The sequence below is a fragment of the Mesorhizobium sp. L103C119B0 genome (assembly GCF_000502235.1).
Classification (GTDB): Bacteria; Pseudomonadota; Alphaproteobacteria; order Rhizobiales; family Rhizobiaceae; genus Mesorhizobium.
Genome location: NZ_AYXE01000015.1, coordinates 107,158 through 130,000, shown reverse-complemented (window position 1 = coordinate 130,000; position 22,843 = coordinate 107,158). Strand labels below are relative to the sequence as shown.

The 22,843-nt window shown below is 63.8% G+C and carries 19 protein-coding genes; 6 read left to right on the top strand and 13 right to left on the bottom strand.

What is annotated here, in order from left to right; all coding sequences use genetic code 11:
* Nucleotides 1–229: 229 nt before the first annotated feature.
* Nucleotides 230–2,200: a M23 family metallopeptidase gene (locus tag X728_RS143490; protein WP_023701439.1), complete on the top strand. Its 1,971-nt coding sequence runs from the start codon at nucleotides 230–232 to the stop codon at nucleotides 2,198–2,200.
* A 173-nt stretch (nucleotides 2,201–2,373) separates the two neighbouring features.
* Here X728_RS143490 and X728_RS143495 read toward each other — a convergent pair whose 3' ends face one another.
* From X728_RS143495 to X728_RS143535, 9 genes are all read right to left on the bottom strand, one after another.
* Entirely contained in the window at nucleotides 2,374–3,933 is a 1,560-nt protein-coding gene (locus X728_RS143495) for an MFS transporter (RefSeq protein ID WP_023832526.1), read from the bottom strand.
* 102 nt (nucleotides 3,934–4,035) lie between these two features.
* Entirely contained in the window at nucleotides 4,036–5,553 is a 1,518-nt protein-coding gene (locus X728_RS143500; protein WP_023832525.1) for a L,D-transpeptidase family protein, read from the bottom strand.
* A gap of 292 nt (nucleotides 5,554–5,845) precedes the next feature.
* Entirely contained in the window at nucleotides 5,846–6,202 is a 357-nt protein-coding gene (locus X728_RS143505) for an MmcQ/YjbR family DNA-binding protein (protein WP_023685771.1), read from the bottom strand.
* Nucleotides 6,203–6,273: 71 nt separating this feature from the next.
* Nucleotides 6,274–8,880, bottom strand: a complete 2,607-nt coding sequence (gene clpB, locus X728_RS143510) for an ATP-dependent chaperone ClpB (protein WP_023685772.1) — start codon at nucleotides 8,878–8,880, stop codon at nucleotides 6,274–6,276.
* A 208-nt stretch (nucleotides 8,881–9,088) separates the two neighbouring features.
* Nucleotides 9,089–10,078, bottom strand: a complete 990-nt coding sequence (locus tag X728_RS143515) for a DUF4167 domain-containing protein (protein WP_023832524.1) — start codon at nucleotides 10,076–10,078, stop codon at nucleotides 9,089–9,091.
* A 304-nt stretch (nucleotides 10,079–10,382) separates the two neighbouring features.
* Nucleotides 10,383–11,261, bottom strand: a complete 879-nt coding sequence (prmC, locus tag X728_RS143520) for a peptide chain release factor N(5)-glutamine methyltransferase (RefSeq protein ID WP_023832523.1) — start codon at nucleotides 11,259–11,261, stop codon at nucleotides 10,383–10,385.
* The gene (prfA, locus tag X728_RS143525; RefSeq protein ID WP_023672971.1) at nucleotides 11,254–12,333 is read right to left on the bottom strand and encodes a peptide chain release factor 1; all 1,080 of its coding nucleotides are present in this window, start codon (nucleotides 12,331–12,333) and stop codon (nucleotides 11,254–11,256) included. The genes prmC and prfA overlap by 8 nt, the downstream gene beginning before the upstream one ends.
* Before the next feature lie 8 nt (nucleotides 12,334–12,341).
* A complete protein-coding gene (gene ptsP / locus X728_RS143530; RefSeq protein WP_023693992.1) occupies nucleotides 12,342–14,612 on the bottom strand; it encodes a phosphoenolpyruvate--protein phosphotransferase in 2,271 nt (756 codons plus the stop codon).
* 83 nt (nucleotides 14,613–14,695) lie between these two features.
* Nucleotides 14,696–16,024, bottom strand: a complete 1,329-nt coding sequence (locus X728_RS143535) for an aspartate kinase (RefSeq protein ID WP_023832522.1) — start codon at nucleotides 16,022–16,024, stop codon at nucleotides 14,696–14,698.
* A 221-nt stretch (nucleotides 16,025–16,245) separates the two neighbouring features.
* Between X728_RS143535 and X728_RS143540 the strand changes: the two genes are divergently transcribed.
* The 4 genes from X728_RS143540 to X728_RS143555 all read left to right on the top strand — a co-directional run bounded on the left by X728_RS143540 (nucleotide 16,246) and on the right by X728_RS143555 (nucleotide 19,599).
* On the top strand, nucleotides 16,246–18,111 hold the full coding sequence (locus X728_RS143540; RefSeq protein WP_245266206.1) for a CHASE3 domain-containing protein: 1,866 nt from the start codon (nucleotides 16,246–16,248) through the stop codon (nucleotides 18,109–18,111).
* Nucleotides 18,108–18,407 (top strand): hypothetical protein, encoded by a 300-nt coding sequence (locus tag X728_RS143545; RefSeq protein WP_023693994.1) that lies wholly within the window; start codon nucleotides 18,108–18,110, stop codon nucleotides 18,405–18,407. The genes X728_RS143540 and X728_RS143545 overlap by 4 nt, the downstream gene beginning before the upstream one ends.
* An 84-nt stretch (nucleotides 18,408–18,491) precedes the next feature.
* The gene (gene ubiG, locus X728_RS143550) at nucleotides 18,492–19,241 is read left to right on the top strand and encodes a bifunctional 2-polyprenyl-6-hydroxyphenol methylase/3-demethylubiquinol 3-O-methyltransferase UbiG (RefSeq protein WP_023672976.1); all 750 of its coding nucleotides are present in this window, start codon (nucleotides 18,492–18,494) and stop codon (nucleotides 19,239–19,241) included.
* 25 nt (nucleotides 19,242–19,266) lie between these two features.
* Complete coding sequence (locus X728_RS143555) at nucleotides 19,267–19,599, top strand: MmcQ/YjbR family DNA-binding protein (RefSeq protein WP_023685781.1); 333 nt, start codon at nucleotides 19,267–19,269, stop codon at nucleotides 19,597–19,599.
* 87 nt (nucleotides 19,600–19,686) lie between these two features.
* On the opposite strand, the gene X728_RS143560 is transcribed toward X728_RS143555, so the two are convergent.
* Nucleotides 19,687–20,577: a DMT family transporter gene (locus tag X728_RS143560; protein ID WP_023818505.1), complete on the bottom strand. Its 891-nt coding sequence runs from the start codon at nucleotides 20,575–20,577 to the stop codon at nucleotides 19,687–19,689.
* 101 nt (nucleotides 20,578–20,678) lie between these two features.
* Here X728_RS143560 and X728_RS143565 point away from each other — a divergent pair, with 101 nt between their 5' ends.
* Entirely contained in the window at nucleotides 20,679–21,164 is a 486-nt protein-coding gene (locus tag X728_RS143565; protein ID WP_023672979.1) for a MarR family transcriptional regulator, read from the top strand.
* 4 nt (nucleotides 21,165–21,168) lie between these two features.
* Here the strand turns inward: X728_RS143565 and X728_RS143570 are convergent, their stop codons facing one another.
* The 3 genes from X728_RS143570 to grxC all read right to left on the bottom strand — a co-directional run bounded on the left by X728_RS143570 (nucleotide 21,169) and on the right by grxC (nucleotide 22,825).
* A complete protein-coding gene (locus tag X728_RS143570; RefSeq protein ID WP_023672980.1) occupies nucleotides 21,169–21,594 on the bottom strand; it encodes a DUF1178 family protein in 426 nt (141 codons plus the stop codon).
* Complete coding sequence (locus tag X728_RS143575) at nucleotides 21,591–22,457, bottom strand: carbon-nitrogen hydrolase family protein (protein ID WP_023672981.1); 867 nt, start codon at nucleotides 22,455–22,457, stop codon at nucleotides 21,591–21,593. The genes X728_RS143570 and X728_RS143575 overlap by 4 nt, the downstream gene beginning before the upstream one ends.
* Before the next feature lie 86 nt (nucleotides 22,458–22,543).
* Nucleotides 22,544–22,825, bottom strand: coding sequence for a glutaredoxin 3 (gene grxC, locus X728_RS143580; protein ID WP_023672982.1), 282 nt, complete (start codon nucleotides 22,823–22,825; stop codon nucleotides 22,544–22,546).
* Between the last annotated feature and the right edge of the window lie 18 nt (nucleotides 22,826–22,843).

The window sequence follows — 22,843 nt, the reverse complement described above, 5'->3', positions numbered from 1 at the left end:
CCTATAAGAGCCAAAGCGGGGTCTGCGCATCACCGGTTCGGACCCTCCTACAAGAGGATTAGGAGGCTCCTATAAGAGGATAAAGTCGCCTCTCTGTAAGGGGCTGTAAAACAGAGCGTGTGCGTGGGGATTTCGCCGCTTCGTTGACTTCACTCGCCGTGACAGGCAAATGTCATGGCCCAACAGAAGCGAAAAGCCGTTCCGCCCGGGGAAGAAGCAGCCTTTCTGGATGCCAGACACGGAAGATGTCATAGCCGAACTCGGCAATGAGCCGCCGCTGATCGCGGATGGCCGCAGCGGCCCGCCCGACCGGCGCGAGGTTTCGGCGCGCTGGCTGTCGGGCACCTTTCTTACCGGCGTGACCTCGAGTGTGCTGATGGGCGTGGCGTTGTTTGCCGCCCTTGACGGCCGCCAGCAGCTGGCAACCCCGCCCGAAATCGCCGAACTGGCCCAGCTCGAAAGCGGCGGCGATTCCGGCGAGGTCGCCAAGACCACCAGGCTGGTGGCGCCGCGCCAGATCGCCAAGGCCAAGGACCGCCGGCGCATGGAAGTGTCGATGGTGACCAAGGTCGGCGACCGCGACGTTATCCACACCATGCCGTTCGTGCAGATCAAGATGGCGCTGGCAGCCGGCCACACCACCAACCGCGCCTATCCGCCTTTCGACCCGATGCAGGTGTTCGGCGACGATGGCGACTCGACGCCGGCGCAGCCGGCGACGGCCTCCGCAGTTGGCGGCCAGATCTACGGCGCCAAGGTCGAAAGCGAGATGAGCCTCAAGACGGTCGATTTCCCGGTTGAGACGGCCTCCTTCGACGAAAAAAGCGACCTGTCCGCCGACGAGGTTGAAAAAGTGGTGCGCGAAGCCGGCACCGACCTCAGCGACGGCGCCGTGCAGGTCGCCTCCCTGCATTATGTCGACCCGCAGCGATTCGGCGATGCCTTCGCCGAATCGATGGCCGGCTCCTACGACGTCAAGATCGTGCCGGAAAATGTCTCGGTGGCGCCGCGCGTCGCGCTCGACGACCAGACCCCGGCTTTCGCCGAGGAAATCATTCCCTTCACCAGGGACCGCGACATTGCCGAGGCTTTCGCTGATTCGGGCTATACGGGCGATGACGCCACCGGCATGGCGGAGGCGATCGGCAAGCTGCTCAACGCACCGGCGCTGAAGACCGGAACCGTGCTGCGCGTCGGGCTCGAGGTACATGGCGACGCCGCCAAGGTCGTTCGCACCAGCGTCTATGACAAGACAACGCACATCGTCACCATCGCGCTCGACGACCGCGGCCAGTATGTGCCGGCGCAGGAACCGGAGCCGAACCCCGAATTGCTGACCGCGTTCGATGATTCGTCGGCGCCGGTGGTGGTGCGCGGCAATCTGCCGAACGTCTATGACGGCATCTACCGCGCCGCCTATTCCTATGGCATGTCGAAGAAGCTGACCCAGCAATTGGTCAAGCTCCTGGCCTCCGGCGTCGACTTCCAGTCCAGGCTCAATCCATCGGACCGCATCGACGTGCTGTTCTCGCAGCCGGACGGCGACGACCAGGCCTCCGACGAATCGGAACTGCTCTATGTCTCGTCGACCTTCGGCGGCCAGACACGCAATTTCTACCGCTTCCAGATGCAGGACGGCTCGACCGACTATTTCGACGAGGACGGATCGAGCGCCGAGCAGTTCCTGCTGCGCAATCCCCTGCCGGCCGGGAAATTCCGCTCCGGCTTCGGCGCCCGCCGGCATCCGATCCTCGGTTATGTCCGCATGCATACCGGCGTCGACTGGGCGGCGCCGATCGGAACGCCGATCATCGCCGCCGGCAACGGCACCATCGAAAAGGCCGGCTGGGCCGGCGGCTACGGCAAGCAGATCATCATCCGCCATGCCAATGGCTACGAGACCTCCTACAATCACCAGAGCGCCTTTGCCAAAGGCATCGAACCGGGCGTTCATGTCCGCCAGGGCCAGACCATCGGCTTCCTCGGTCAGACCGGCCTCTCCACCGGTCCGCATCTTCACTACGAGCTGATCGTCAACGGCACCAAGGTCGACCCGATGCGCGTGCGCCTGCCGGTCGGCAAGGTGCTGAAGGGCGACGACCTGGTCGCTTTCAAGCGCGAGCGCGAGCGCATCGATGAACTGCTCAAGCAGGAAGACAGCAATCCGCTGAAGGTCGCGAGCGCCAAGATCGAAGGCTAATGCATGTCGCCCAGAAGTGTGCCGCGGTTCTGGGACAACGACATGCCTCAAAACAAACACTTAAAGCGCGTCGTATGAATCCGTTTCAGCGCGACGCGCTTTAAGCCGTCACACTCGACGCCGGCGAATCATAATCGCCCCATCAGAGCATTCCGAATCGGGTCGGCTCCGAATCAGGTCGACTGCTCCTCTTCGGCTCGTGACCAAGGCAGCTTTTGCCCCGAAACGGTGACCCAGGCGATAATAGCGGCAAGCAGGCAAAGCACGGCCGTCACTGTCGACACGGCCGCGAACGCCGCATCGCTGGCGGCGAGCCGTGTTGCATCAAGGTCTGGCGCCAGGCCGGCCAATGCCGGTTCGCCGAATCCCGGAATGCCCGGCCTAGCGCTGGTATCGAGCATCGTCGAATAGACCCAGGCCGCGAGCGAGCCCATCGCCGCCACAGCAATCAGCCCGCCAATGCGCGAAACCGCATTGTTGATGCCGGAAGCGGCGCCGGTATCCTTGTCCTCGACCGCGGTCATGACCGCCGTCGACAGCGGCGACACCACCAGCGCCATGCCGAGCCCCATCACGGCCATCAGCGGAAAGATACCGGTCCAGAAATTGTGCATGCCGGCATGAGTGAGCAAAGCCAGCCCGGCAAAGGCGATGGCAACTACCAGGCAGCCGCTGGCGATCGGAAAACGCGGACCGATGCGATCCGACCACTGGCCGACGAGACCCGACAGCAGCGCGATCGACGCCGACAGCGGCAGGAAGATGAAACCGACCTCTTTGGTGCTCAGCCCCCATCCGGCGATCAACAGCATCGGCAGGTAGAACAGATTGGCCGACAGGGCGAAATACAGGAAGAAGGTGGCGAGGTTGGCGCCGGCAAAGGCGCCGATCCGAAACAGCTTGAGATCGATCATCGGCTCGCGCTGCCGAAGCTCGAAGACGATGAAGATGATAAGCAGCACGGCGCCTGCGGCGATGCTCGGCCCCGACATCAGCCCGCTGCCTTCGGCGCTCATCGAGGTCAGTCCGTAGGCAAGCGCCCCGAAGGCAAGCGTGGCGAGAGCGGCGCCGCCGAGATCGAGGCTTCGCTTCTCCGTCGGCGCGTCGGCGGGAATCTTGGCCAGCAGGAGATAGATCGAGATCAGCCCGAGCGGCAGGTTGACGGCGAAGATCGCCCGCCAGATACCGCCGCCAAAGGCCGACAGAACGAAGCCGCCGAGCACCGGACCGAGCGCAGTCGTCAGCGCCGAGGCGGCGGCCCAGATGCCGATCGCCCGGCCGCGCTCCTTCTTCGGATAGGCCTTGGCGATGATGGCGAGGCTGCCCGGCACCATGATCGCCGCACCAATGCCCTGAATGGCGCGAAAGGCGATGAGCACCAGCGCATTCGGCGCCACCGCGCAGGCCAGCGAAGCGACGATGAACAGCGCAATGCCGGCAACGAAGGCGCGCCTGAGGCCAAACCGGTCGCCGGCGGCGCCGCCGGCCAGAATCAGCGCCGACAGCGTCAGCGCATAGGCGTTGGAAATCCACTGGACCTCGGCCAGGCTGGCGCCGAGGTCGACGCGCATTGCCGGCATGGCAATGGCCAGGATCGACCCGTCGATGAAGCCGACCGCTGACGCCAGGATCGCCGCTACCAGCACGAACTTGCGCTGCGACTGCGGGCAAAATGTACCGTTGGAAAGCGACCTGGTCAGGGGAACGGCTGCGGCTTCGCTCAGAGACTTCATGAGCGTCTGCTTAGACTTGTTGCGGGCCGGCAACAACCAGCCAGCACCCTGGGCTCATGAATCCAGCTTTGGATATCGGTCTGCCTTATGGGCAGGCCGATATCACTGCGCTGGAGCGCTCACTTGCTCCGCAACATCATCGGCCGAGGGACCGCCGACGAACTCGACGGTGACGCCCGGCGACACCAGCTTGGCCAGTTCACGCGCATCCCAATTTGTCAGGCGCACGCAGCCATGGCTTTCGGTCTTGCCGATCTTGGAGGGATCGGGCGTGCCGTGAATGCCATAGGTCGGCTTGTCCAGCGCGATCCACACCGAGCCGACCGGGCCGTTCGGACCCGGCGGGATGGTCAGGATCTTGTCGTTCTGGCCCTGCTTGAAATTGATGCTGGGGTTGTAGGTGTAGTTCGGATCGAGCGCGACGCGCGACACCGTATGAGTGCCGGTCGGCGAGGGCGTGTCGGCTGAACCAATGGTGGCCGGATAGGTCGCGACCAGCTTGCCACCGGCGTCATAGGCGAACACCTGCTTCTTGTCCTTGTCGGCGACGATGCGGGCAACCGGCGTCGCCACCAGCCTGCCGAAATTGGCGACCTTGATGATGGTGCCGGGACGGCTGAAGTCGGCCTCGGGATTGAGCCCCTTCAGGTAGTTCTCGTCCATGTGGAACCGTTCGGCCAAGGCTTCGGTGACGGAGGTGTAAGCCATGCGGTCGAGCTGCGCCTTCTGGCTGTAATCCTCCGGTATCGAGGCGACATAAGGCCCGGCCGCGTCTTCGGGCGTGATCGTATAATTGGCGAAAGCATCGCCACCGGTTTGCGCCAGCGCAGCCTGGATGCCGACCGCGTCGGTCGAGCGCAGATTGCTGCCGGTGATCTGGTTATAGGCGGCAAGCGCCTTGTCGACATTGGAGCCGAAGCGCCCGTCGACGACGCCGGGTGAAGCGCCGGCGCGGTCGAGCAGCACCTGCAAGGCGGCTACATCCTGGCGTGCGCCGAGTGAAAGCGAGGGATCGACCACGGTCTTGCCACCGGCTTTCGGCGGCAGCGCGGCCTGGTCGGCGGGCGCCGCCGGTTCGGCGGGATCGATAGAGGCTTCGTTCAGCGGCTGGCGCTTGACGGGCCGCGGTTCAGCGGATTTCGGCGCTTCCGGATAGGTGTCGCTGTCATTGGCATCATCCTGCGGAGCGGCCCCCAGGAATCTGTCGCTTTCAGGATCGTATTCATCAACCGGCGGGCCGGGGATTCGTCCCTGATCGTCCAGTTGCCTGCGGCGGAAACGCGCCATGTCTTCGGGATCGTCGAGATAGTAGCGGTCGTCGTCTTCGACCGGTGCGCGTCCAAGCTCACGTGCCCGCATTTCCCGGCGCAGCGCGCGGCGGTCGAGCCTGGTCTGCGGCGGCTGGATGGCAATGACCTTGCCGGTCTCGGCATCGACGATGACGCGGTTGCCCCGGGCGTCGTAATAGATGTCGAGATTGCCGTCCTGGGCAAGCACAATGCCGCCGCTATCGGCGGCGCGGACGGCCGGCAGTGCGTTGTCCACAGTCGGCGATGCCATGGCGCTGGACGTGAGCAGCCCGGCGGCGAGCACCGAAAAGGCAAGGATCGTGCGGAACATGGTGGTCAAACTCTCCGGTACTTACAGCGCCGCGCGTCCGTTTGGACGCGCAAAGGACGTTGTAACACTTCATGTCTGCGCATGATCCTTTCCGAAAATCGAATTTCGATTTTCGGGGTCATGCGTAATTGCCGCCGCCCGGCAGTGTTCCCACCAGAACGTTCTCGCCACCGTTTGGATGCGCAAGGAACGCCCTGATCGTCAAAAGCCTGCAGGCAAACCCCTTCGCCAGCAAACCACAACATAAGCTTTCCAACATGAACCGGGCATGAAGATGGCGGATTACTGGTTGCTACAGGCCCAATTCCTTGCGCGTCTGCTTCGTCAGCTTGAGGACGACGAGGCGGTGGCTTTCGCCGAGATAGTCCTTCAGCGCATCATCATCCATGCTCTGGCTTGTCTGACGCTGGATCCATTTCATGCCGCGCGAGGCGAGATAGGGCGCCGGCCGGCAGCCGGGCTGATCCTTCAGCACGTCATATGCCATCTCAGAGCATTTGAAGGTGACGAAGACGCCACCCTCCCGGTCATGGCCGGCGATGGTGAAGACCTTGCCACCGACTTTCCAGACATCGGCCCCGCCCCACTGCACGACGTGCGTCGTCTGCGGCAGCGAGGCGCAGAAGCTGTTGTAGTCGTCCAGCGTCATCTGCACCCCCGTCAAAGGATTGTTGTTTCATAAGAAAATGCCGCGCGTCCGGTCGGACGCGCGGCGTTGGATCAGGCTGCCGCGTCGGTCGGCACCACAGTGGGCCTGGACCGGAAATTCAACCGGTCGGAGCCGGCGGTGACCTTGACGGTCGAGCCGTCGAGTATCTCGCCAAGCAGGATTTTTTCCGCCAGCGGATCTTGCAGGTCCTTCTGCATCACCCGCTTCAGCGGCCGCGCGCCATAGGCCGGGTCGTAGCCCTTCGCCGCCAGCCAGTCGATCGATTCCTGGTCGAGCGACAGTGTGATCTTGCGGTCGACGAGCAGGCTTTCCAGCCGCTTGAGCTGGATCTCGACGATGCGGCCCATATCCTGCCGGCGCAGCCGGTGGAACAGGATCACCTCGTCGACGCGGTTGAGGAACTCCGGCCTGAACGAGGCTCTCACCACGCTCATAACCTCGTCGCGCACGGCATCGACATCCTGCTCTTCGCCAAGATTGACCAGATATTCGGCGCCGAGGTTCGACGTCATGACGATCAGCGTGTTGCGGAAGTCGACCGTGCGGCCCTGCCCGTCGGTCAGCCGCCCGTCGTCGAGCACCTGCAACAGCACGTTGAAGACATCCGGATGCGCCTTCTCGATCTCGTCGAACAGCACGACCTGATAGGGCCGGCGCCGCACCGCTTCGGTCAGCGCGCCGCCTTCCTCATAGCCGACATAGCCGGGAGGCGCGCCAATCAGCCGGGCGACCGAGTGCTTCTCCATGTATTCCGACATGTCGATTCGCACCATGGCGCTCTCGTCGTCGAACAGGAAATTGGCCAGCGCCTTGGTCAGTTCGGTCTTGCCGACGCCGGTCGGTCCGAGGAACATGAACGAGCCGATCGGCCGGTTCGGATCCTGCAGCCCGGCCCGGGCACGACGCACGGCCTTGGACACCGCCTGTACCGCTTCGCCCTGGCCGACGACTCGCTTGCCGATCTCGTCTTCCATGCGCAGCAGCTTGTCGCGCTCGCCCTGCAGCATCTTGTCGACCGGAATGCCGGTCCAACGCGACACGATATGGGCGACGTGGTCGGGCGTGACCACCTCTTCGACCATGCCGGCCTTGCCGTCCTGGGCTTCGGCTTCCTTCAGCTTCTTTTCCAGTTCCGGGATCTTGCCATAGGCAAGCTCGCCGGCGCGCTGGAATTCACCCTTGCGCTGGGCAATGGCGAGGTCGTTGCGGGCCGCGTCGAGCTGCTTCTTGAGGTCAGCGGCGAGGCCAAGCTTCTGCTTCTCCGACTGCCATTTGGCGGTGATCTCGGTCGATTCCTCCTCGAGGCCGACGAGTTCCTTTTCGAGACGCGCGAGCCGGTCCTTTGACGCCTCGTCCTTCTCGACCTTCAGTGCCTCGCGCTCGATCTTGAGCTGCATGATGCGGCGATCGATTTCGTCCAGCGCCTCGGGCTTGGAATCGACCTGCATCCTCAGCCGCGACGCGGCTTCGTCGACAAGGTCGATCGCCTTGTCGGGCAGGAAACGGTCGGCGATGTAGCGGTTGGACAAGGTCGCCGCCGCGACCAGCGCCGAATCCGAGATGCGCACCTTGTGGTGCTGCTCGTACTTCTCCTTCAGGCCACGCAGGATCGACACGGTATCTTCCACCGACGGCTCGTTGACGAAGACCGGCTGGAACCGGCGGGCAAGGGCCGCGTCCTTCTCGACATGCTTCCTGTATTCATCGAGCGTGGTCGCGCCGACGCAGTGCAGTTCGCCGCGCGCCAGCGCCGGCTTCAACAGGTTCGAAGCGTCCATGGCGCCATCGGCCTTGCCGGCGCCGACCAGCGTGTGCATCTCGTCGATGAACAGGATGATGCCGCCGGCCGCCGAGGTGACTTCGTTGAGCACGGCCTTCAGCCGCTCCTCGAACTCGCCGCGATATTTGGCGCCGGCAATCAGCGCGCCCATGTCGAGCGCCATCAACTGCTTGTCCTTCAGCGATTCGGGCACGTCGCCATTGACGATGCGCAGCGCCAGACCTTCGGCGATCGCCGTTTTGCCGACGCCCGGCTCGCCGATCAGCACCGGGTTGTTCTTGGTACGCCGCGACAGCACCTGGATGGTGCGGCGGATCTCGTCGTCACGGCCAATCACAGGGTCGAGCTTGCCGGCGCGGGCATCGGCGGTGAGGTCGCGCGCGTATTTCTTCAGCGCGTCATAGCCCTGCTCGGCGCTCGCCGAATCGGCGGTACGGCCCTTGCGGACGTCGTTGATCACCTGGTTCAGCGCCTGCGCTGTGACGCCGGCCTTGGACAGGATATCGGCCGTCTTGGCCGACTTCTCCATCGCCAGCGCCTGCAGCAGCCGCTCGACCGTGACAAAACTGTCGCCGGCTTTCTTGGCCAATTCCTCGGCGGTCGAAAACACCTTGGCCAGCGGCTGCGCCAGATAAAGCTGGCCGTTGCCGCCTTCCACCTTGGGCATGGCCTCAAGGGCGGTCTCGACGCCAAGCTTGACGTCGCGCACGTTGCCGCCGGCGCGCTCGATCAGCGAGGCGGCCAGCCCCTCGTCGTCATCGACGAGGACCTTCAGCATATGTTCGGGAGTGAATTGCTGGTGATTGCGCGAGAGCGCCATGGTCTGGGCGGACTGAATGAATCCGCGGACGCGCTCGGAGTATTTCTCGAGGTTCATATCTGTCTCCTTCCATCACCGGCCCGCTTTGCGGCACCGGATCAGATTGCGGTGACGGACCCGCTCATCCGAGCCGGGTCCAGTTCACGCCAGATATGGGGCGCAAGCCATTGCCGCTCAAGACGTCCGGCTGATGATATTGCATGGCCGAGCAAACGAAAACGGCGGAGATTTCTCTCCGCCGTTTCATCGACTTATGTCTTGTGGGTCAGTTGTTGGCGTCGACGGCGAACGGGTCGCCGGCAGGGCTTTCGGCCGGCGCCGCATCCACCACGTCAATAGCGGCAGCGGTCTCGCCGGCGCCATCCACCACCTGGCCACCACCAGACTGTTCGTCACCGACCTGATCGGCATTGTTGCGCGGGCGGCGCGGACGCCGCGGGCGACGGGCAGCGCCGCTCTCGGCGGCTACCTCATTGAGTTCGGCCCGGGCGGCGAGAGCCGCCGGCGACAGGTTTTCGTACAGCGGCGCCGGCTCGGAGAAACCGCTCTCGGCTTCGGGCTCAACCGCGGAAACGGTTTCCGCCTGTGCCGGGGTTTCGGTGAAGCGCTGCTGGTCGCCGCGCTGGCCGTTCTGCTCGCCACGCTGGGCAAAGTCGCCACGCTGGTCGTTCTGGCCATAGCCGCCATTGGGGCGGCGGTCACGGTTGCGGCCATTGTTGTCGCGGCCGTTGTTGTTGCGGCCATTATTGTCACGGCCATTATTATCACGGCCACTGTTGTTCTCGCGGCCGTTTTCCTGGCCGTATGCGAGTTCGGCCGGCGTGCCCTCAATCGTCGGCTGCGGACCGTTGCCGTGGTTCGCCATCGGCGCTTGCGTCTCGCCGCCATTGCCGCTGCCGGCATTGTCAAAATCGTCGCGATCTTCATCGTCGTCGAATTCGTCGCGGTTCTGCGGGGCATTCTGGATCGGCATCTGCGCCTGTGCGGCGGCAATGATGCGGTTGTAGTGCTCGGCGTGCTGGAGGTAATTTTCCGCCATAACCCGGTCGCCGGAGCTTTGCGCATCACGGGCCAGAGTGGCGTATTTTTCGGCGATCTGCTGAGCCGATCCACGGATTTTCACGTCCGGGCCGTTGCTCTCGTAGTTGCGCGTCAGGGGATTTGGGCCCTTGCGGTTGTTGTTATTGTTGTTGCCACCGCCGCCGCCATTGTTGTTGCGACCGCGCATGCGCCTGTTCTGCTGTTGTGGCCTCATAAGACTCTCTTCATTTTGAAATTTTCGAAAAACGTTTCGCGAACGGAGGCGCTCATGCAGCCAGCCGTTTCGTTTCTTCACCGGCGTTCGCCCGCATCAATTGCGTTGGCGCCACGTGTCATCCTGTTCCGGTTACATCACTTGCCGGACGATTCCCGCACGAAGCTTGGGCGTCGTTTGCGCAAGAAGGCAGCTATTTCCAAGGAAAACCGAATCGCTAAGAGCACTGCCTGCTTCGTCTCATCCGGTTAGGGCGGACCCTAGCCGCATTCCCCGGCATTGCCAAGCGCTTTTTTGCACTGCGTCAAGGCTTTCCCTGTTCAAACATAAGAACCCTGTCGTTTCCGCCAAGATCGACAAATGCCCCGGCCAGCCTGTAGCCGGCTGCCGCGAATATGTCTTTGACCTCATTGCGCTGCGTGTGGCCGATCTCGACCGCTATCTTGCCTTGTGCTTCCAGAAACTTTGCCGCCTCGGCGGCGATGATCCTGTAGGGGCCAAGACCGTCCACACCGCCATCAAGGGCTCTGTGCGGATCGAAATCGCGGACCTCGTCCTGCAGATTTCCAATGTCTCCAGACGATATATAGGGAGGGTTTGCGGCAATTACATGGTATCGGCCCGAAACTTTTTCGAACCAGTCAGACTGCAGCCCCACGAACCGGCCGGCGAGTCCGAGTTGCTCGGCATTGCGTATCGCGGTTGCCAGCGCGTCTTGTGAAATATCGACCCCGGTGGCGGTCGCGGCCGGAACCGCGCTGAGCAGCGCCAGCGCAATCGCGCCGGTACCGGTGCCGAGATCGAGGATACGGCATTCCCCCAGCCTTTCGGCCGTCGCGCCGGCAAAAGGCAGGATCGCCTCGACCAGCGTTTCGGTGTCCGGCCGCGGCTCCAGCGTTTCCGGCGACAGCGACAGCCGCAGGCCGTAAAACTCGCGAAACCCGAGGATGCGGTGAACCGGTTCGCCGGCCATGCGGCGCTGCAGAGCAGCGCCGATTGCGGCAACCGCACCCGCATCGACCGTCCGTTGCGGGTCGGCGATCGCCTGCGTACGGTCCATGCGGGAAAAATGCTCGACGATAAGCCTGGCATCCAGCGCCGGGTCGGAAAGGCCGGCCGCGGCAAGCCGCTCCCGCGCCACCCGCAACAACGGCCCGAGCGCGCCGGGCAACATGTCAGCCATCGAGGCCAATATCGGCGAGCAGCTTCGACTGATGGTCGGCGATCAGCGCATTGATGACCTCATCGAGCTCGCCCATCATCACCCGGTCGAGCTTGTAGAGCGTCAGGTTGATACGATGGTCGGTAAGGCGGCCCTGCGGGAAGTTGTAGGTGCGGATGCGCTCCGAACGGTCGCCCGAACCAACCTGCGATTTGCGTGACTCCGAGCGCTCCTCGTCCGCCTTGCTGCGCTCGAGGTCGTAAAGCCGCGCACGCAGAATCTGCATGGCTTTCGCCCGGTTCTGATGCTGCGACTTCTCCGCCTGCACCACCATGATGCCGGTCGGCAAATGGGTGATGCGCACCGCAGAATCGGTGGTGTTGACGTGCTGGCCGCCCGAACCCGAGGCGCGCATCGTGTCGATACGGATGTCTTCGGCGCGAATGTCGATGTCGACCTCTTCGGCCTCCGGCAGTACGGCAACCGTCGCCGCCGAAGTGTGGATGCGCCCGCTGGCCTCGGTCGCCGGCACGCGCTGCACGCGGTGCACGCCGGATTCAAATTTCAGATGGGCAAAGACTCCCCTACCGGAAATGGTGGCGATGATTTCCTTGAAGCCGCCGGCATCGCCGTCGCTGGCCGACACCGTCTCGAAGCGCCAGCCGCGTTCGGCGGCATAGCGCTCATACATGCGAAAAAGGTCGCCGGCAAACAATGCCGCCTCGTCGCCGCCGGTGCCGGCGCGGATTTCAAGGATGGCGTTCTTGTCGTCGGCCGCATCCTTGGGCAACAGCAGGATCTGGATGTCCTTCTGCAGCTCTTCGATACGCGCTTCGACGCCGGGCAGATCTGCCTCCGCCAGGGCCCGCATCTCGGCATCGGTGCCCTTGTCGGCAAGCATCGCCTCGAGGTCGGCTTGCTCGCGCTCGACTGAGCGCAGTTCCCTGACCTTGGCCACCATGTCCTGCAGCTCGGCATATTCCGAGGCCATCTTCACATAGGCATCGGCAGCCGGGCCGGCCGACATCTGCGCTTCGAGCATCTCGAAACGCTTGACGACCTGATCCATACGCTCGCGGGGAAGATTGACCATGGCTAATGCTATAGCGGGATGGAGCGGTCGTCGGCGAAGGCCTGCAGCAGCGCCCGCATCGGCAGCCCTTGAGCTGGCGCCATCAGATTGTCGGCAAAGAAAGCCTCCAATTCCTCCAGTGGCAGTTCGGTCAACATCGCCTTGACCGGGCCGATCGAGGCTGGAGACATCGAGATCGAGCGGTAGCCAAGGCCGATCAGCGCCATGGCGGAAATGGGTTTTCCGGCAAGCTCGCCGCACAGCGTCACCGGCGTGTGGTTGCGAACCCCGGCGTCGGCGATCTGCTTCAGAACCCGCAGGAAAGGCGTCGAAAGCGTGTCGAAGCGGTCGGAGAGCTGCGTGTTCCCCCGATCGACCGCCATGACGAACTGGAACAGGTCGTTGGAGCCGACCGAGACGAAATCGACCGCCTTCATCAACTCGTCGAGTTGGAACAGCAGCGACGGCACTTCCAGCATGGCGCCCACCTTGAGGCTGGTCGGCAGATGGTGGGCAAAGCGGGAGAGATGCCGCACTTCGCGGTCGATGATCTCGCGCGCCTGGGCGATTTCGCCGAGTTCGGTAACCATCGGCAGCATCAGCTTCAGTTCGCGCCCGCCGCAGGCCTTCAGCAGAGCGCGGATCTGGGTCCTGAGCAGACCCGGCCGGTCGAGCGTCAGCCGGATCGCGCGCCAGCCGAGCGCAGGGTTTTCTTCCTGGATGGCGCCCTTGAAGTAGGGCAGCACCTTGTCGCCGCCGATGTCGATGGTGCGGAAGGTGACCGGCTTGCCGCGCGCCGCGTCCAGCACGTCGCGGTAGAGCCGCTCCTGCGCCTCGGCACGCGGGAAGGTCGAGGCGACCATGAACTGCAATTCGGTGCGGAACAGGCCGATGCCGGCCGCACCCGCCTCGGCCAGCTGCGGCAGGTCGACGGCCAGGCCCGCATTCATCAGCAGGTCGACCTGGACGCCGTCCTTGGTCACCGACGGCTTCTTGCGCAGTTCCCGGTAGACTTCCTGCCGGCGCGCCCGGAAGCGCACTTTTTCGGCATAGGCGGCTTCGAGGTCGGGCTGCGGCCGCAGATGGATGGTGCCTTCCTCGCCGTCGACGATGATGGCATCGCCGTTTTCCGCCATGGAAACGGCGCCCTTCATCTGGCCGGCGACCGGAATGCCCATGGCGCGCGCTACGATGACGACGTGGCTGGTGGCAGCGCCGTCTTCCAGCACCACGCCGCGCAGCTTGTCCCTGGGATAATCAAGCAGTTCGGCCGCGCCCATCGAGCGCGCGACCAGGATGGCATCCTTCGGCAGTGACGCCGCGACGTCGTCAGGCCCGCGCCCCATCAGCTGGCGCAGCAGCCGGTTGGCGAGATCGTCGAAGTCGCTCATCCTCTCGCGCAAATAAGGATCGGTCATGTGCAGCATGCGGGCGCGCATGTCGCTCTGCACCTTTTCCACCGCCGCTTCCGCCGTCAGGCCGTTGCGGATCGCCTCTTCCAGCCGGCGCACCCAGCCGCGGTCGTTGGCAAACATGCGATACGCCTCGAGCACCTCGCGATGTTCTCCCTCGAAGGCGACATCGCGCCGCTCCAGCATGTCGTCGATGGAAAGCCTGAGCGAACCGAGCGACGTCTCCAGCCGGCGCACCTCTTCCTCACTGTCCTCGTTGAACAGATTGGTGACGACGATGCGTGGCTCATGCAGCACGACATGGCCGAGGCCGACACCCTCGTTGAAGGACAGGCCGGTAAAGCTGACGGGACGGCGCAGGTCGAGTTCGAGGCCGGGCCGGGTCAGGCGCGCGAGATCGCCGGTGGCGATCATCTCGGCGATCACCATGGCGGTCGTTTCCAGCGCCTCGACCTCGTCGTCGCGGTAGTGGCGCATGGTCTTGTTCTGCACCACCAGCACGCCGAGCGTGCGCCCTGCCCTTAGTACCGGCACGCCGAGGAAGGAATTGTAGATCTCTTCGCCGGTCTCCGGCAGGTAGGCGAAGGCCGGATGTTCCTGTGCATTGGAGAGGTTGAGCGGCCGCGCGCTCGCGGCAATGGTGCCGACGAGGCCCTGCCCCAGCCGCAGTTGCGCCAAATGGACGGCGTTCGGGTTCAGACCTTCGGTGGCATAGAGTTCGAGCACCGAATCGGCGCGCAGCACATAGAGCGAGCAGACCTCGGCGACCATGTTGGAGGCGATGTCGCGCACGATCCGGTCGAGCCGCTCCTGCGGCTCCAGCGGCTCCTGCATGAGCTCGCGGAGCCGTTTCAGCAGAACGCGCGGGCCGCTGGCCGTATCACGCATCGCGGCTTCTTCTCCAATGGGCATTTTGCCCGCCGCAGTTTCCACTGCGACCGGCGCACACGCAACAACTCAAATCGCTCTCGCTACTGCTTATCCAGACCGTACACGGAATGCAAAGTACGAACCGCGAGTTCCGTGTAGGGACCGTCAATCAGTATCGAAATCTTGATCTCGGAGGTAGTGATGGCGCGGATGTTGATCGCCTTGTCGGCCAGCGCCTTGAAAGCGGTGGCGGCCACACCGGCATGGCTGCGCATGCCGATGCCGATGACCGAAACCTTCGACATGCCGGCTTCCGACTGCACCACGTCATAGCCGATCGAAGCCTTCAGACGCTCCAGCACGGCCAGCGCCTTGTCCACGTCGCCGGACGGCACGGTGAAGGTCATGTCGGTGAACTTGCCGTCCTCTGAGATGTTCTGGACGATCATGTCGACATTGATGTTGGCCTCGGCCAGCGGGCCGAAAATGCCGGCGGCAACGCCCGGGCGGTCGCCGACGCGGCGCAGAGAAATCTGCGCTTCGTCCTTGGCGTAGGCAATTCCGGTGACGACCTGCTGTTCCACGATCTCTTCCTCGTCGCAAATAAGCGTTCCCGGAGGATTGAGCAAATCCCCCATTCCGGGCGCATCGGGATTGTCGAAGGACGACCGCACGAACGTACGCACCCTGTGCACCATGGCAAGCTCGACCGAGCGCACCTGCAAGACCTTGGCGCCGAGCGAGGCCATTTCGAGCATTTCCTCGAACGAAATCTTGCTGAGCCGCCGCGCCTTCGGCTCGATCCGCGGATCGGTGGTGTAGACGCCGTCGACATCGGTGTAGATGTCGCAGCGGTCGGCCTTGACCGCCGCGGCAATGGCCACCGCGCTTGTGTCGGAGCCGCCGCGGCCGAGCGTGNTGTCGCAGCGGTCGGCCTTGACCGCCGCGGCAATGGCCACCGCGCTTGTGTCGGAGCCGCCGCGGCCGAGCGTGGCGATGCGGTTGTCCGGGCCGATGCCCTGGAAGCCGGCGACGACAGCCACCTGGCCCTCGCCGAAGCGCTTGATCAGGAACGCGCCGTCAATTTCGAGGATGCGCGCCGCGCCATGCGCGTTGTCGGTCTTGATCGGGATCTGCCAGCCCTGCCAGGAGCGGGCATGGACGCCCATATTCTGCAGTGTGATCGCCAGCAGGCCGGCAGTCACCTGCTCGCCCGAGGCGACCACGGCGTCATACTCGCGCGCGTCGTGCATGGGCGAGGCTTCGCGCGTCCAACCAACCAGTTCATTGGTCTTGCCCGCCATCGCCGAAACCACGACAGCGACCTCATGGCCGGCATCGACCTCGCGTTTGACGTGACGCGCCACATTGCGGATGCGGGCGATGTCGGCGACGGAGGTTCCGCCGAATTTCATCACGATGCGCGCCATGGAAGCGAAATGCCTTTGACTGAAGCCGGCCCAGGACCGAAAGGGGAAGTAAGCGCTCGACAGAAGCCGGCCGCTGAATGCGCGCCTCCTTAGCCAAATGATCACGGTTTCGCAAGGCTGGCGGCGGATGCCGGCTTCAGGATCGCGGCATATTGCGTTCGGCCCCGCCGCCGCTTACCAAATGCTGCCCGCGGGAAACTCCTTTTGGTCCGGCATATCGAATGATTGTTCGCCTTCGACGCGCCATGCGGTGGCAATCGCTGCCGCTGTTCATCGGCTTCGCCGTGCTGGCGTTGATCGTCGGCACACGCGCCGTGCTGGTCGAGACCCAGAGAGCCAATCGTGAGGCCGCGCGCGAGGCGGTCGAGTATCAGGAATTGCTTTCCGGTTTGCTTGCGATGGCTCAGGAGGCCGAGACCAGCCAGCGCGGCTATCTCCTGACCGGCGAGAAATCCTACCTCCAGCCTTATCGGCAGGCGGTCGACGCCATTCCGGGCCAGCTTGCCCGCATCGACGGCATGACCGCGCCGGACGACGAACTCGTGCAGCAGATCAACCACGTCAAGGACGCGCTTTCACAAAACCAGGCCGAATTGGCTGAGACGATTGCACTCTACGATCGCGGCGATGCGGCAAAAGCTCTGGAACTGGTCCGCAGCGGCCAGGGCAAGGCCGCCATGGACCAGATCCGGGCCAGCATGGACACGATCCGGCGCATTGGCGGCGCAGCCATCGCCGCGCGCGACGCTCATACCGACCGGGTCGAAAACTGGCTGCGAATCGGCTCGATAGCGGCGCTGCTGGCGATCTTCCTGCTTGGCGCCTACACGGTTCGCCTTTCGCGCCGCCGGTTCCGCGCAGTGGCGATCGCCCAGGAAGAGCTGATGCGCAAGAACATCGAGCTCGGCAACGAAATCCAGACGCGTGAAAAGGCCGAATCGCAGATCCGCCAGATGCAGAAGATGGAGGCTGTGGGCCAGCTGACCGGCGGTATCGCCCACGATTTCAACAACATGCTGGCGGTGATCATCAGCGCCATGAACCTCGCCCAGCGCAAGCTGACGCGGGGCGAGCACGACATCATGAAATTCATCGAAGCGGCGACCGATGCGGCGACCCGGGCCGCAAACTTGACGTCACGGCTGCTTGCCTTCTCGCGCCAGCAGCCGCTCGCGCCTCAGGTTGTAGACGCCAATCGTCTGGTCGCCGGCATGTCGGACCTGCTTCGGCGGGCGCTCGGCGAAACCATCCGCATCGAAACCGTGCTGGCTGGCGGCCTGTGGAAGACCCATGCCGATTCGAGCCAGCTCGAAAATGCCATTCTCAACCTGGCGGTCAATGCGCGCGACGCCATGGGCGAGGACGGAAAGATGACCATCGAGACCGCCAACAGCCACCTCGACGAGGGCTACGCCGCCACCCATGCCGAGGTCAAAGCCGGCCAGTATGTAATGATTGCGGTCAGCGACACCGGCGCCGGCATGCCGGCGGACGTCATGGAGCGGGCTTTCGAGCCATTTTTCACCACCAAGCCGGTCGACAAGGGCACCGGCCTCGGGCTGAGCCAAGTGTTCGGCTTCGTCAAACAGTCCGGCGGACACGTCAAGATTTACTCGGAACCCGGCCAAGGCACCACGATCAGGATCTACCTGCCGCGCTTCTTCGGCCCGGAAGAGGCCGCCATATCTTCGGAACGAGCCGGAAATCCTCCCGTGCCGGTCACCGAAACCATCCTTGTCGTGGAGGACGATCCACGCGTGCGGGCTTCCACCACGGATGCCATGCGCGAACTCGGCTACACCGTCATTCATGCCGCAAGCGGCCAGGAAGCGCTGGAAAAGCTGGGCGACAACCCTGGTGTGGCGCTCATGTTCACCGATATCGTCATGCCGGTGATGAATGGCCGCAAGCTCGCGGAGGAGGCGCTGGCGCGCATGCCGAAGCTGAAGGTGATCTTCACCACCGGCTTCACCAGGAACGCCGTCTTCCACAATGGCGTGCTCGACCATGACGTGCATTTCCTGGCCAAGCCCTTCACCATCGAGCAGCTGGCGGCGAAATTGCGCGACGTGCTGGACGCAAAATGACCGAGACCCTGGAAATCGTCACCTTTCGCCTCAAGCCTGGAGCGGAAGCGGGCTTTGCCGCCGCCAACGACCTGGTCGCCGACTGGCTGGCGCGGCAACCTGGTTTCGTAAACCGCTGCCTGGCGCGGCGGGACGATGGCGGATGGGTCGATGTGGTGCGCTGGCGAAGTCGCGAGCAGGCTCTCGCCGCCGCAGGCCGGATCATGGCCGAGATCGGCGATTGCGAAGCGATGCGGGCCATCGATCCCGCAAGTGTTGCGATGGAACATGCGGCGATTGTGATCTCGAGGCCATAGGTCGACTAGCCAGCAGTCGCAAAAACCGGCCTTGACTTTCTTGCCCCGGCACCCGACTTCCTAGCGTCCGAGGAGACCCGCCCTATGCCAGAGGCCCGACGATCGACAATCGATGCCGGAGAAGTGGAACGCTTTTCCGCGCTTGCCGCCGAATGGTGGAACCCGAACGGCAAATTCCGTCCGCTGCACAAATTCAACCCGGTCCGGCTTGCCTATATCCGGGACCAGGTGGCGGCGCGCTTCGGCCGCGATCCGCGGGCGGCGCGGCCGTTCGAAGGCCTGCGTTTCCTCGATATCGGCTGCGGCGGTGGGTTGTTGTGCGAGCCGATGGCAAGGCTTGGCGCCGAAGTGGTCGGCGCCGACGCCTCGGCAACCAACATCGAGGTGGCGAAGCTGCACGCGGCCGAAGGCGGCGTGACGGTGGATTATCGCGCTACGACCGCTGAGGATTTGGCCGATTCCGGCGAGAAATTCGACGTCGTCCTCAACATGGAAGTCGTCGAGCATGTTGCCGATGTCGACCTGTTCATCGGCAAGTGCGGCGAGATGGTCAAGCCCGGCGGCATCATGTTCGTGGCCACCATCAACCGCACGCTGAAGGCACTGGGCCTGGCCATCATCGGCGCCGAATATGTGCTGCGCTGGCTGCCGCGCGGCACCCACCAGTTCGGCAAGCTGGTGCGGCCCGAAGAGCTTGAAAAGGCGCTTGGCAGCGCCGCCATGACCATCATCGACCGCACCGGCGTGACCTACAATCCTCTCGCCGACCGCTGGGCACGCTCCAAGGACATGGACGTCAACTATATGGTGCTGGCGGAAAAACGATCGGTCTGAACGAAAGGGGGCGGCCGTGGACACTATGAGGGCCCGAGAGCTGGCGCTCGATCTTCCCGAAACGGTCGAGCAATCGCATTTCGGCAAGGCTGACTTCCGCGTCCGCAACCGTATCTTCGTCTCGCTGCCCGAAGCCGACCGTGCTGTCGTCAAGCTCGACCGGGACCAGCAAGAGATGATGGCCGCGGCTGAGCCATCGGTTTTCAGGCCCGTGACAGGCGGCTGGGGCCAAAAGGGATGGACGTCGATCATGCTCGAAGCCTGCGACGAACAGACATTCCGCAGCGCCGTTCGGACGGCCTGGCGAAACGTCGCCCCGCCGGCGCTACGGAAGCGCCTCGACGCGAGCCAAATTTAAGCTTGAGCAGTTCGAGCAAAGTGTGAAGCGGTTTTCCCGGGAAAAGCGCATAGCGCTTTGCCTAGGGAATTGCGTAAACCAAAGACCCTATGCCTTCTGGCTCTGCGCCTTGGTGGTGATGATCACGCCGATGGTGATGATCACCGCGCCGGCCCAGGTCAGCAACTGGTAGTGCTCGCCGAGGAAGATGGTTCCGGCAAACAGGCCGACGGCCGCCGCCACATAGCCGATCTGGCTGAGATAGACCGGACCGCCCACGGCCTGCAGCCGGAAGAAGAAGGCAAACATCGCCGAGGCCGAAGCGACTTGCGCCACGACAACCAGCGGCACGGCCCTGAGCGGGGCGAAGGCACTGAGGCCGAACAGCGTGAGAATGCCGATCAGCAGCAGCGTCGCCGAGGCCAGGTGGCTGCCGACGGCCAGTTCGATCGGACCGGTGCCTTCGGGCCAGTCGACGGTGCGATAGATATTGCCGGCGGCAAGGCTGACCGGGATCAAAAGTCCGGCCAGCACCCAGTAGACATCGGCCGGCTGGCCGGCCTCGCCGCGCGTCACCGCCACCATGACGGCGCCGATGAAGCCGACGGCGATACCGATACTGCCGAGCGTATTTGGCCGTCGAACGCCGAGCAGGATCGAAAACACCAGTGTGATGACCGGCGACAGCGTGAACATGATGCCGGTATAGCCGGCGCCGAGATGCGGGATAGCCGAAAACATCAGCAGATTGGGCACGGCGTAGGACACGGCGGCGGTGATGAAGAAATAGCGCAGTCTGTGCGAGGTGAGCCGCATGCGCTCGCCGTTCGCGAGCAACGCGCACAGCAGCACGCCCCCGGCGCCGAACGAGATGACGAAGGCCCAGACCATGGCCGGAACGCCGACAGCCGTCGCCAGCTTGCCGAACGGCAGGGTCAGGCCGAGCAGGCCGCCGGTGACGACCAGCAGGCCAAGCGCCGATTCCCAGAGAAATTTCATCGGATGGTCCCGTCACTCACTTGCGGCACTGGGTCGAAACTGTATCTTTAGGTAGCATACCACAAAGATTCTTAACGTCAAGATACTTAGCGGTGAGACAGATGGATCGCGCGGCAAAGGCGGTGGAGCAATGGAAGCGGGAACGGCCGGACCTGGAGGTGTCGCCAATGCTGGTGCTTGGGCGGCTGAACGAAGCCTCGTCGCTAATCGCCCGCGAGCGCCTCGCCCCGCTGTTTGCCCGTTTCGGACTGCAGGCCGGCGAATTCGATGTGCTGGCGACGCTGCGCCGCTCCGGCCAGCCCTACGCGCTGACACCGACCGCTCTATACGAGGCGACGATGGTGACCTCCGGCGCCATGACCAACCGGCTCGACCGGCTTGAGAAGGCCGGACTGATCCTGCGCGGCCCGCACCCCAACGACCGGCGTGGCATTGTCGTGCAACTGACCGAAAAAGGTCTGGCCTTGATCGACGAAGCCCTGACCGCCCACGTCGCCAACGAGCATGAAATCCTCGCCGGGCTCACCGGCACGGAGCGGGGGGCACTGGCTCAGTTGCTTGGCAAATTGATCGATAGCGCCAGCTGATCGCTCAATTGCGCTCCTCGGGAAAACTCGGGATCGGCATGAAATCGATGCCATCCTCGGCCAAGCTCTTGGCTTCGTCCAACGTCGCCTCGCCATAGATGCCGCGCGCATCGCTCTCGCCGAAATGGATCTTGCGCGCTTCTTCGGCAAACTTGTCGCCGACATAGTCGGCATTCTCGCGCACCTTCTCGGCCATCGCCTTCAGTTGCGCCAAAGCCTGCTTCTGGGTTTCGCCCATGGCCAGCGCAATTGTTTCCTGCTTCCGCGCGGTGGAGACGGCTGGCGCCATCAGCGCCTTTTGCACCTTGTGCGAGCCGCAGCTCGGGCAATCGACGAAGCCGCGCTTCTTCTGCGTGTCGAAATCGTCATTGCTGCGAAACCAGCCCTCGAATTCGTGCTCGTGCTCGCAGATCAGGGCAAAGCGGATCACGAAGCCGCGCCCCTGAGCCGCGGCGCTTCCACTGCGCCGGCATTGACGGCAAAATCACGCGCGTTCTTGAGATTGGGGATTTTCTTACGCGCGGCCGACGACTGCGCCGTGTCGATCTCGGCGATGATCACCTCCGGATCGTCATGGTCGGCCTCGGCGAGAATTCGACCCCATGGGTCGACGATCAGCGAATGGCCATAGGTTTCGCGGCCATCCTCATGCAGGCCACCTTGTGCTGCAGCAACCACATAGGCGCCGTTCTCGATGGCACGGGCTCGCAGCAGCACATGCCAGTGCGCCTCGCCGGTCTGGCGGGTGAAGGCGGCAGGCACCGACAAGAGGTCGGCGCCGGCCATCGCCTCGGCGCGGAACAGCTGTGGAAAGCGTAGATCGTAGCAGACGGCAAAGCCGAGACTAGCGCCGTCGATCTCGGTGACGACGGCCTCGGTGCCCGGCTCATAGGCGGCGGATTCGCGCCAGCTCTCGCCATTGTCGAGGTCGACATCGAACATGTGGATCTTGTCGTAGGTGGCAAGGGTGGCGCCGTCCGGCCCAAACAGCAGCGCCCGGTTGGCGAGCTTGCCGTCGGTGCGCAGGATGGCGGTCGAGCCGATGTGCAGGAAGACGCCGAGTTCGCTGGCGAGCTTGCGCGCGGCCGCCACGACGATGTCCTTGTCTTCCAAGGTGAAGGAAGCAGCCCTGGCTTCCTTGTCGCGGATCAGCGCACCGGTCATTTCCGGGGTCTGGATGTAGGTTGCACCGAGGCCTGCCGCTTCGCGCACCAGCCGTTCGAGATCGACCGCGTTGCGCTCGGGGCTCTCGCCCGAACGCATCTGAATCGCCGCCGCCTTGAAAATACCCATCGTCACGTCCTCTTTGAGCAATTCCAGGAAAAGTGTGTAACGGTTTTCCGTCCGGAATTGCGTAAAAACAAAGACATAGAGCGGCGCTACGAACCGCTCTTTGTCGTCGAGCCGTTGGCAAGCAGCCTATCCAGCTGCCCCCGTGCCTCCAACTCGTGGAGGTCGTCGGAGCCGCCGACATGCGTGTCGCCGATGAAAATCTGCGGAAAGGTCGAGCGGCCATGCGCCCGCGAAATCATTTCCTGGCGCAATTCCGGCGAAAACGAAGCGTCATGCTCGGTGTAGGCGACGCCCTTGCGGTCGAGCAACCGCTTGGCCGCTGCGCAATAGCCGCACATCATACGGGTGTAAATCGTCACATCGAGCATCGGTCCGTGCCTTTCTTT

Bases quoted from the DNA above. Each gene is read 5' to 3' on its own strand.
- ubiG (WP_023672976.1), top strand. From the start codon at position 18,492: ATGCCAGAGGCCCGACGATCGACAATCGATGCCGGAGAAGTGGAACGC.
- X728_RS143545 (WP_023693994.1), top strand. From the start codon at position 18,108: ATGACCGAGACCCTGGAAATCGTCACCTTTCGCCTCAAGCCTGGAGCG.
- grxC (WP_023672982.1), bottom strand. From the start codon at position 22,825: ATGCTCGATGTGACGATTTACACCCGTATGATGTGCGGCTATTGCGCA.
- X728_RS143540 (WP_245266206.1), top strand. From the start codon at position 16,246: ATGATTGTTCGCCTTCGACGCGCCATGCGGTGGCAATCGCTGCCGCTG.
- prmC (WP_023832523.1), bottom strand. From the start codon at position 11,261: ATGGCTGACATGTTGCCCGGCGCGCTCGGGCCGTTGTTGCGGGTGGCG.
- X728_RS143505 (WP_023685771.1), bottom strand. From the start codon at position 6,202: ATGACGCTGGACGACTACAACAGCTTCTGCGCCTCGCTGCCGCAGACG.
- X728_RS143490 (WP_023701439.1), top strand. From the start codon at position 230: ATGCCAGACACGGAAGATGTCATAGCCGAACTCGGCAATGAGCCGCCG.
- clpB (WP_023685772.1), bottom strand. From the start codon at position 8,880: ATGAACCTCGAGAAATACTCCGAGCGCGTCCGCGGATTCATTCAGTCC.
- X728_RS143555 (WP_023685781.1), top strand. From the start codon at position 19,267: ATGAGGGCCCGAGAGCTGGCGCTCGATCTTCCCGAAACGGTCGAGCAA.
- X728_RS143565 (WP_023672979.1), top strand. From the start codon at position 20,679: ATGGATCGCGCGGCAAAGGCGGTGGAGCAATGGAAGCGGGAACGGCCG.
- X728_RS143575 (WP_023672981.1), bottom strand. From the start codon at position 22,457: ATGGGTATTTTCAAGGCGGCGGCGATTCAGATGCGTTCGGGCGAGAGC.
- X728_RS143500 (WP_023832525.1), bottom strand. From the start codon at position 5,553: ATGTTCCGCACGATCCTTGCCTTTTCGGTGCTCGCCGCCGGGCTGCTC.
- X728_RS143495 (WP_023832526.1), bottom strand. From the start codon at position 3,933: ATGAAGTCTCTGAGCGAAGCCGCAGCCGTTCCCCTGACCAGGTCGCTT.
- X728_RS143560 (WP_023818505.1), bottom strand. From the start codon at position 20,577: ATGAAATTTCTCTGGGAATCGGCGCTTGGCCTGCTGGTCGTCACCGGC.
- prfA (WP_023672971.1), bottom strand. From the start codon at position 12,333: ATGGTCAATCTTCCCCGCGAGCGTATGGATCAGGTCGTCAAGCGTTTC.
- ptsP (WP_023693992.1), bottom strand. From the start codon at position 14,612: ATGCGTGATACGGCCAGCGGCCCGCGCGTTCTGCTGAAACGGCTCCGC.
- X728_RS143515 (WP_023832524.1), bottom strand. From the start codon at position 10,078: ATGAGGCCACAACAGCAGAACAGGCGCATGCGCGGTCGCAACAACAAT.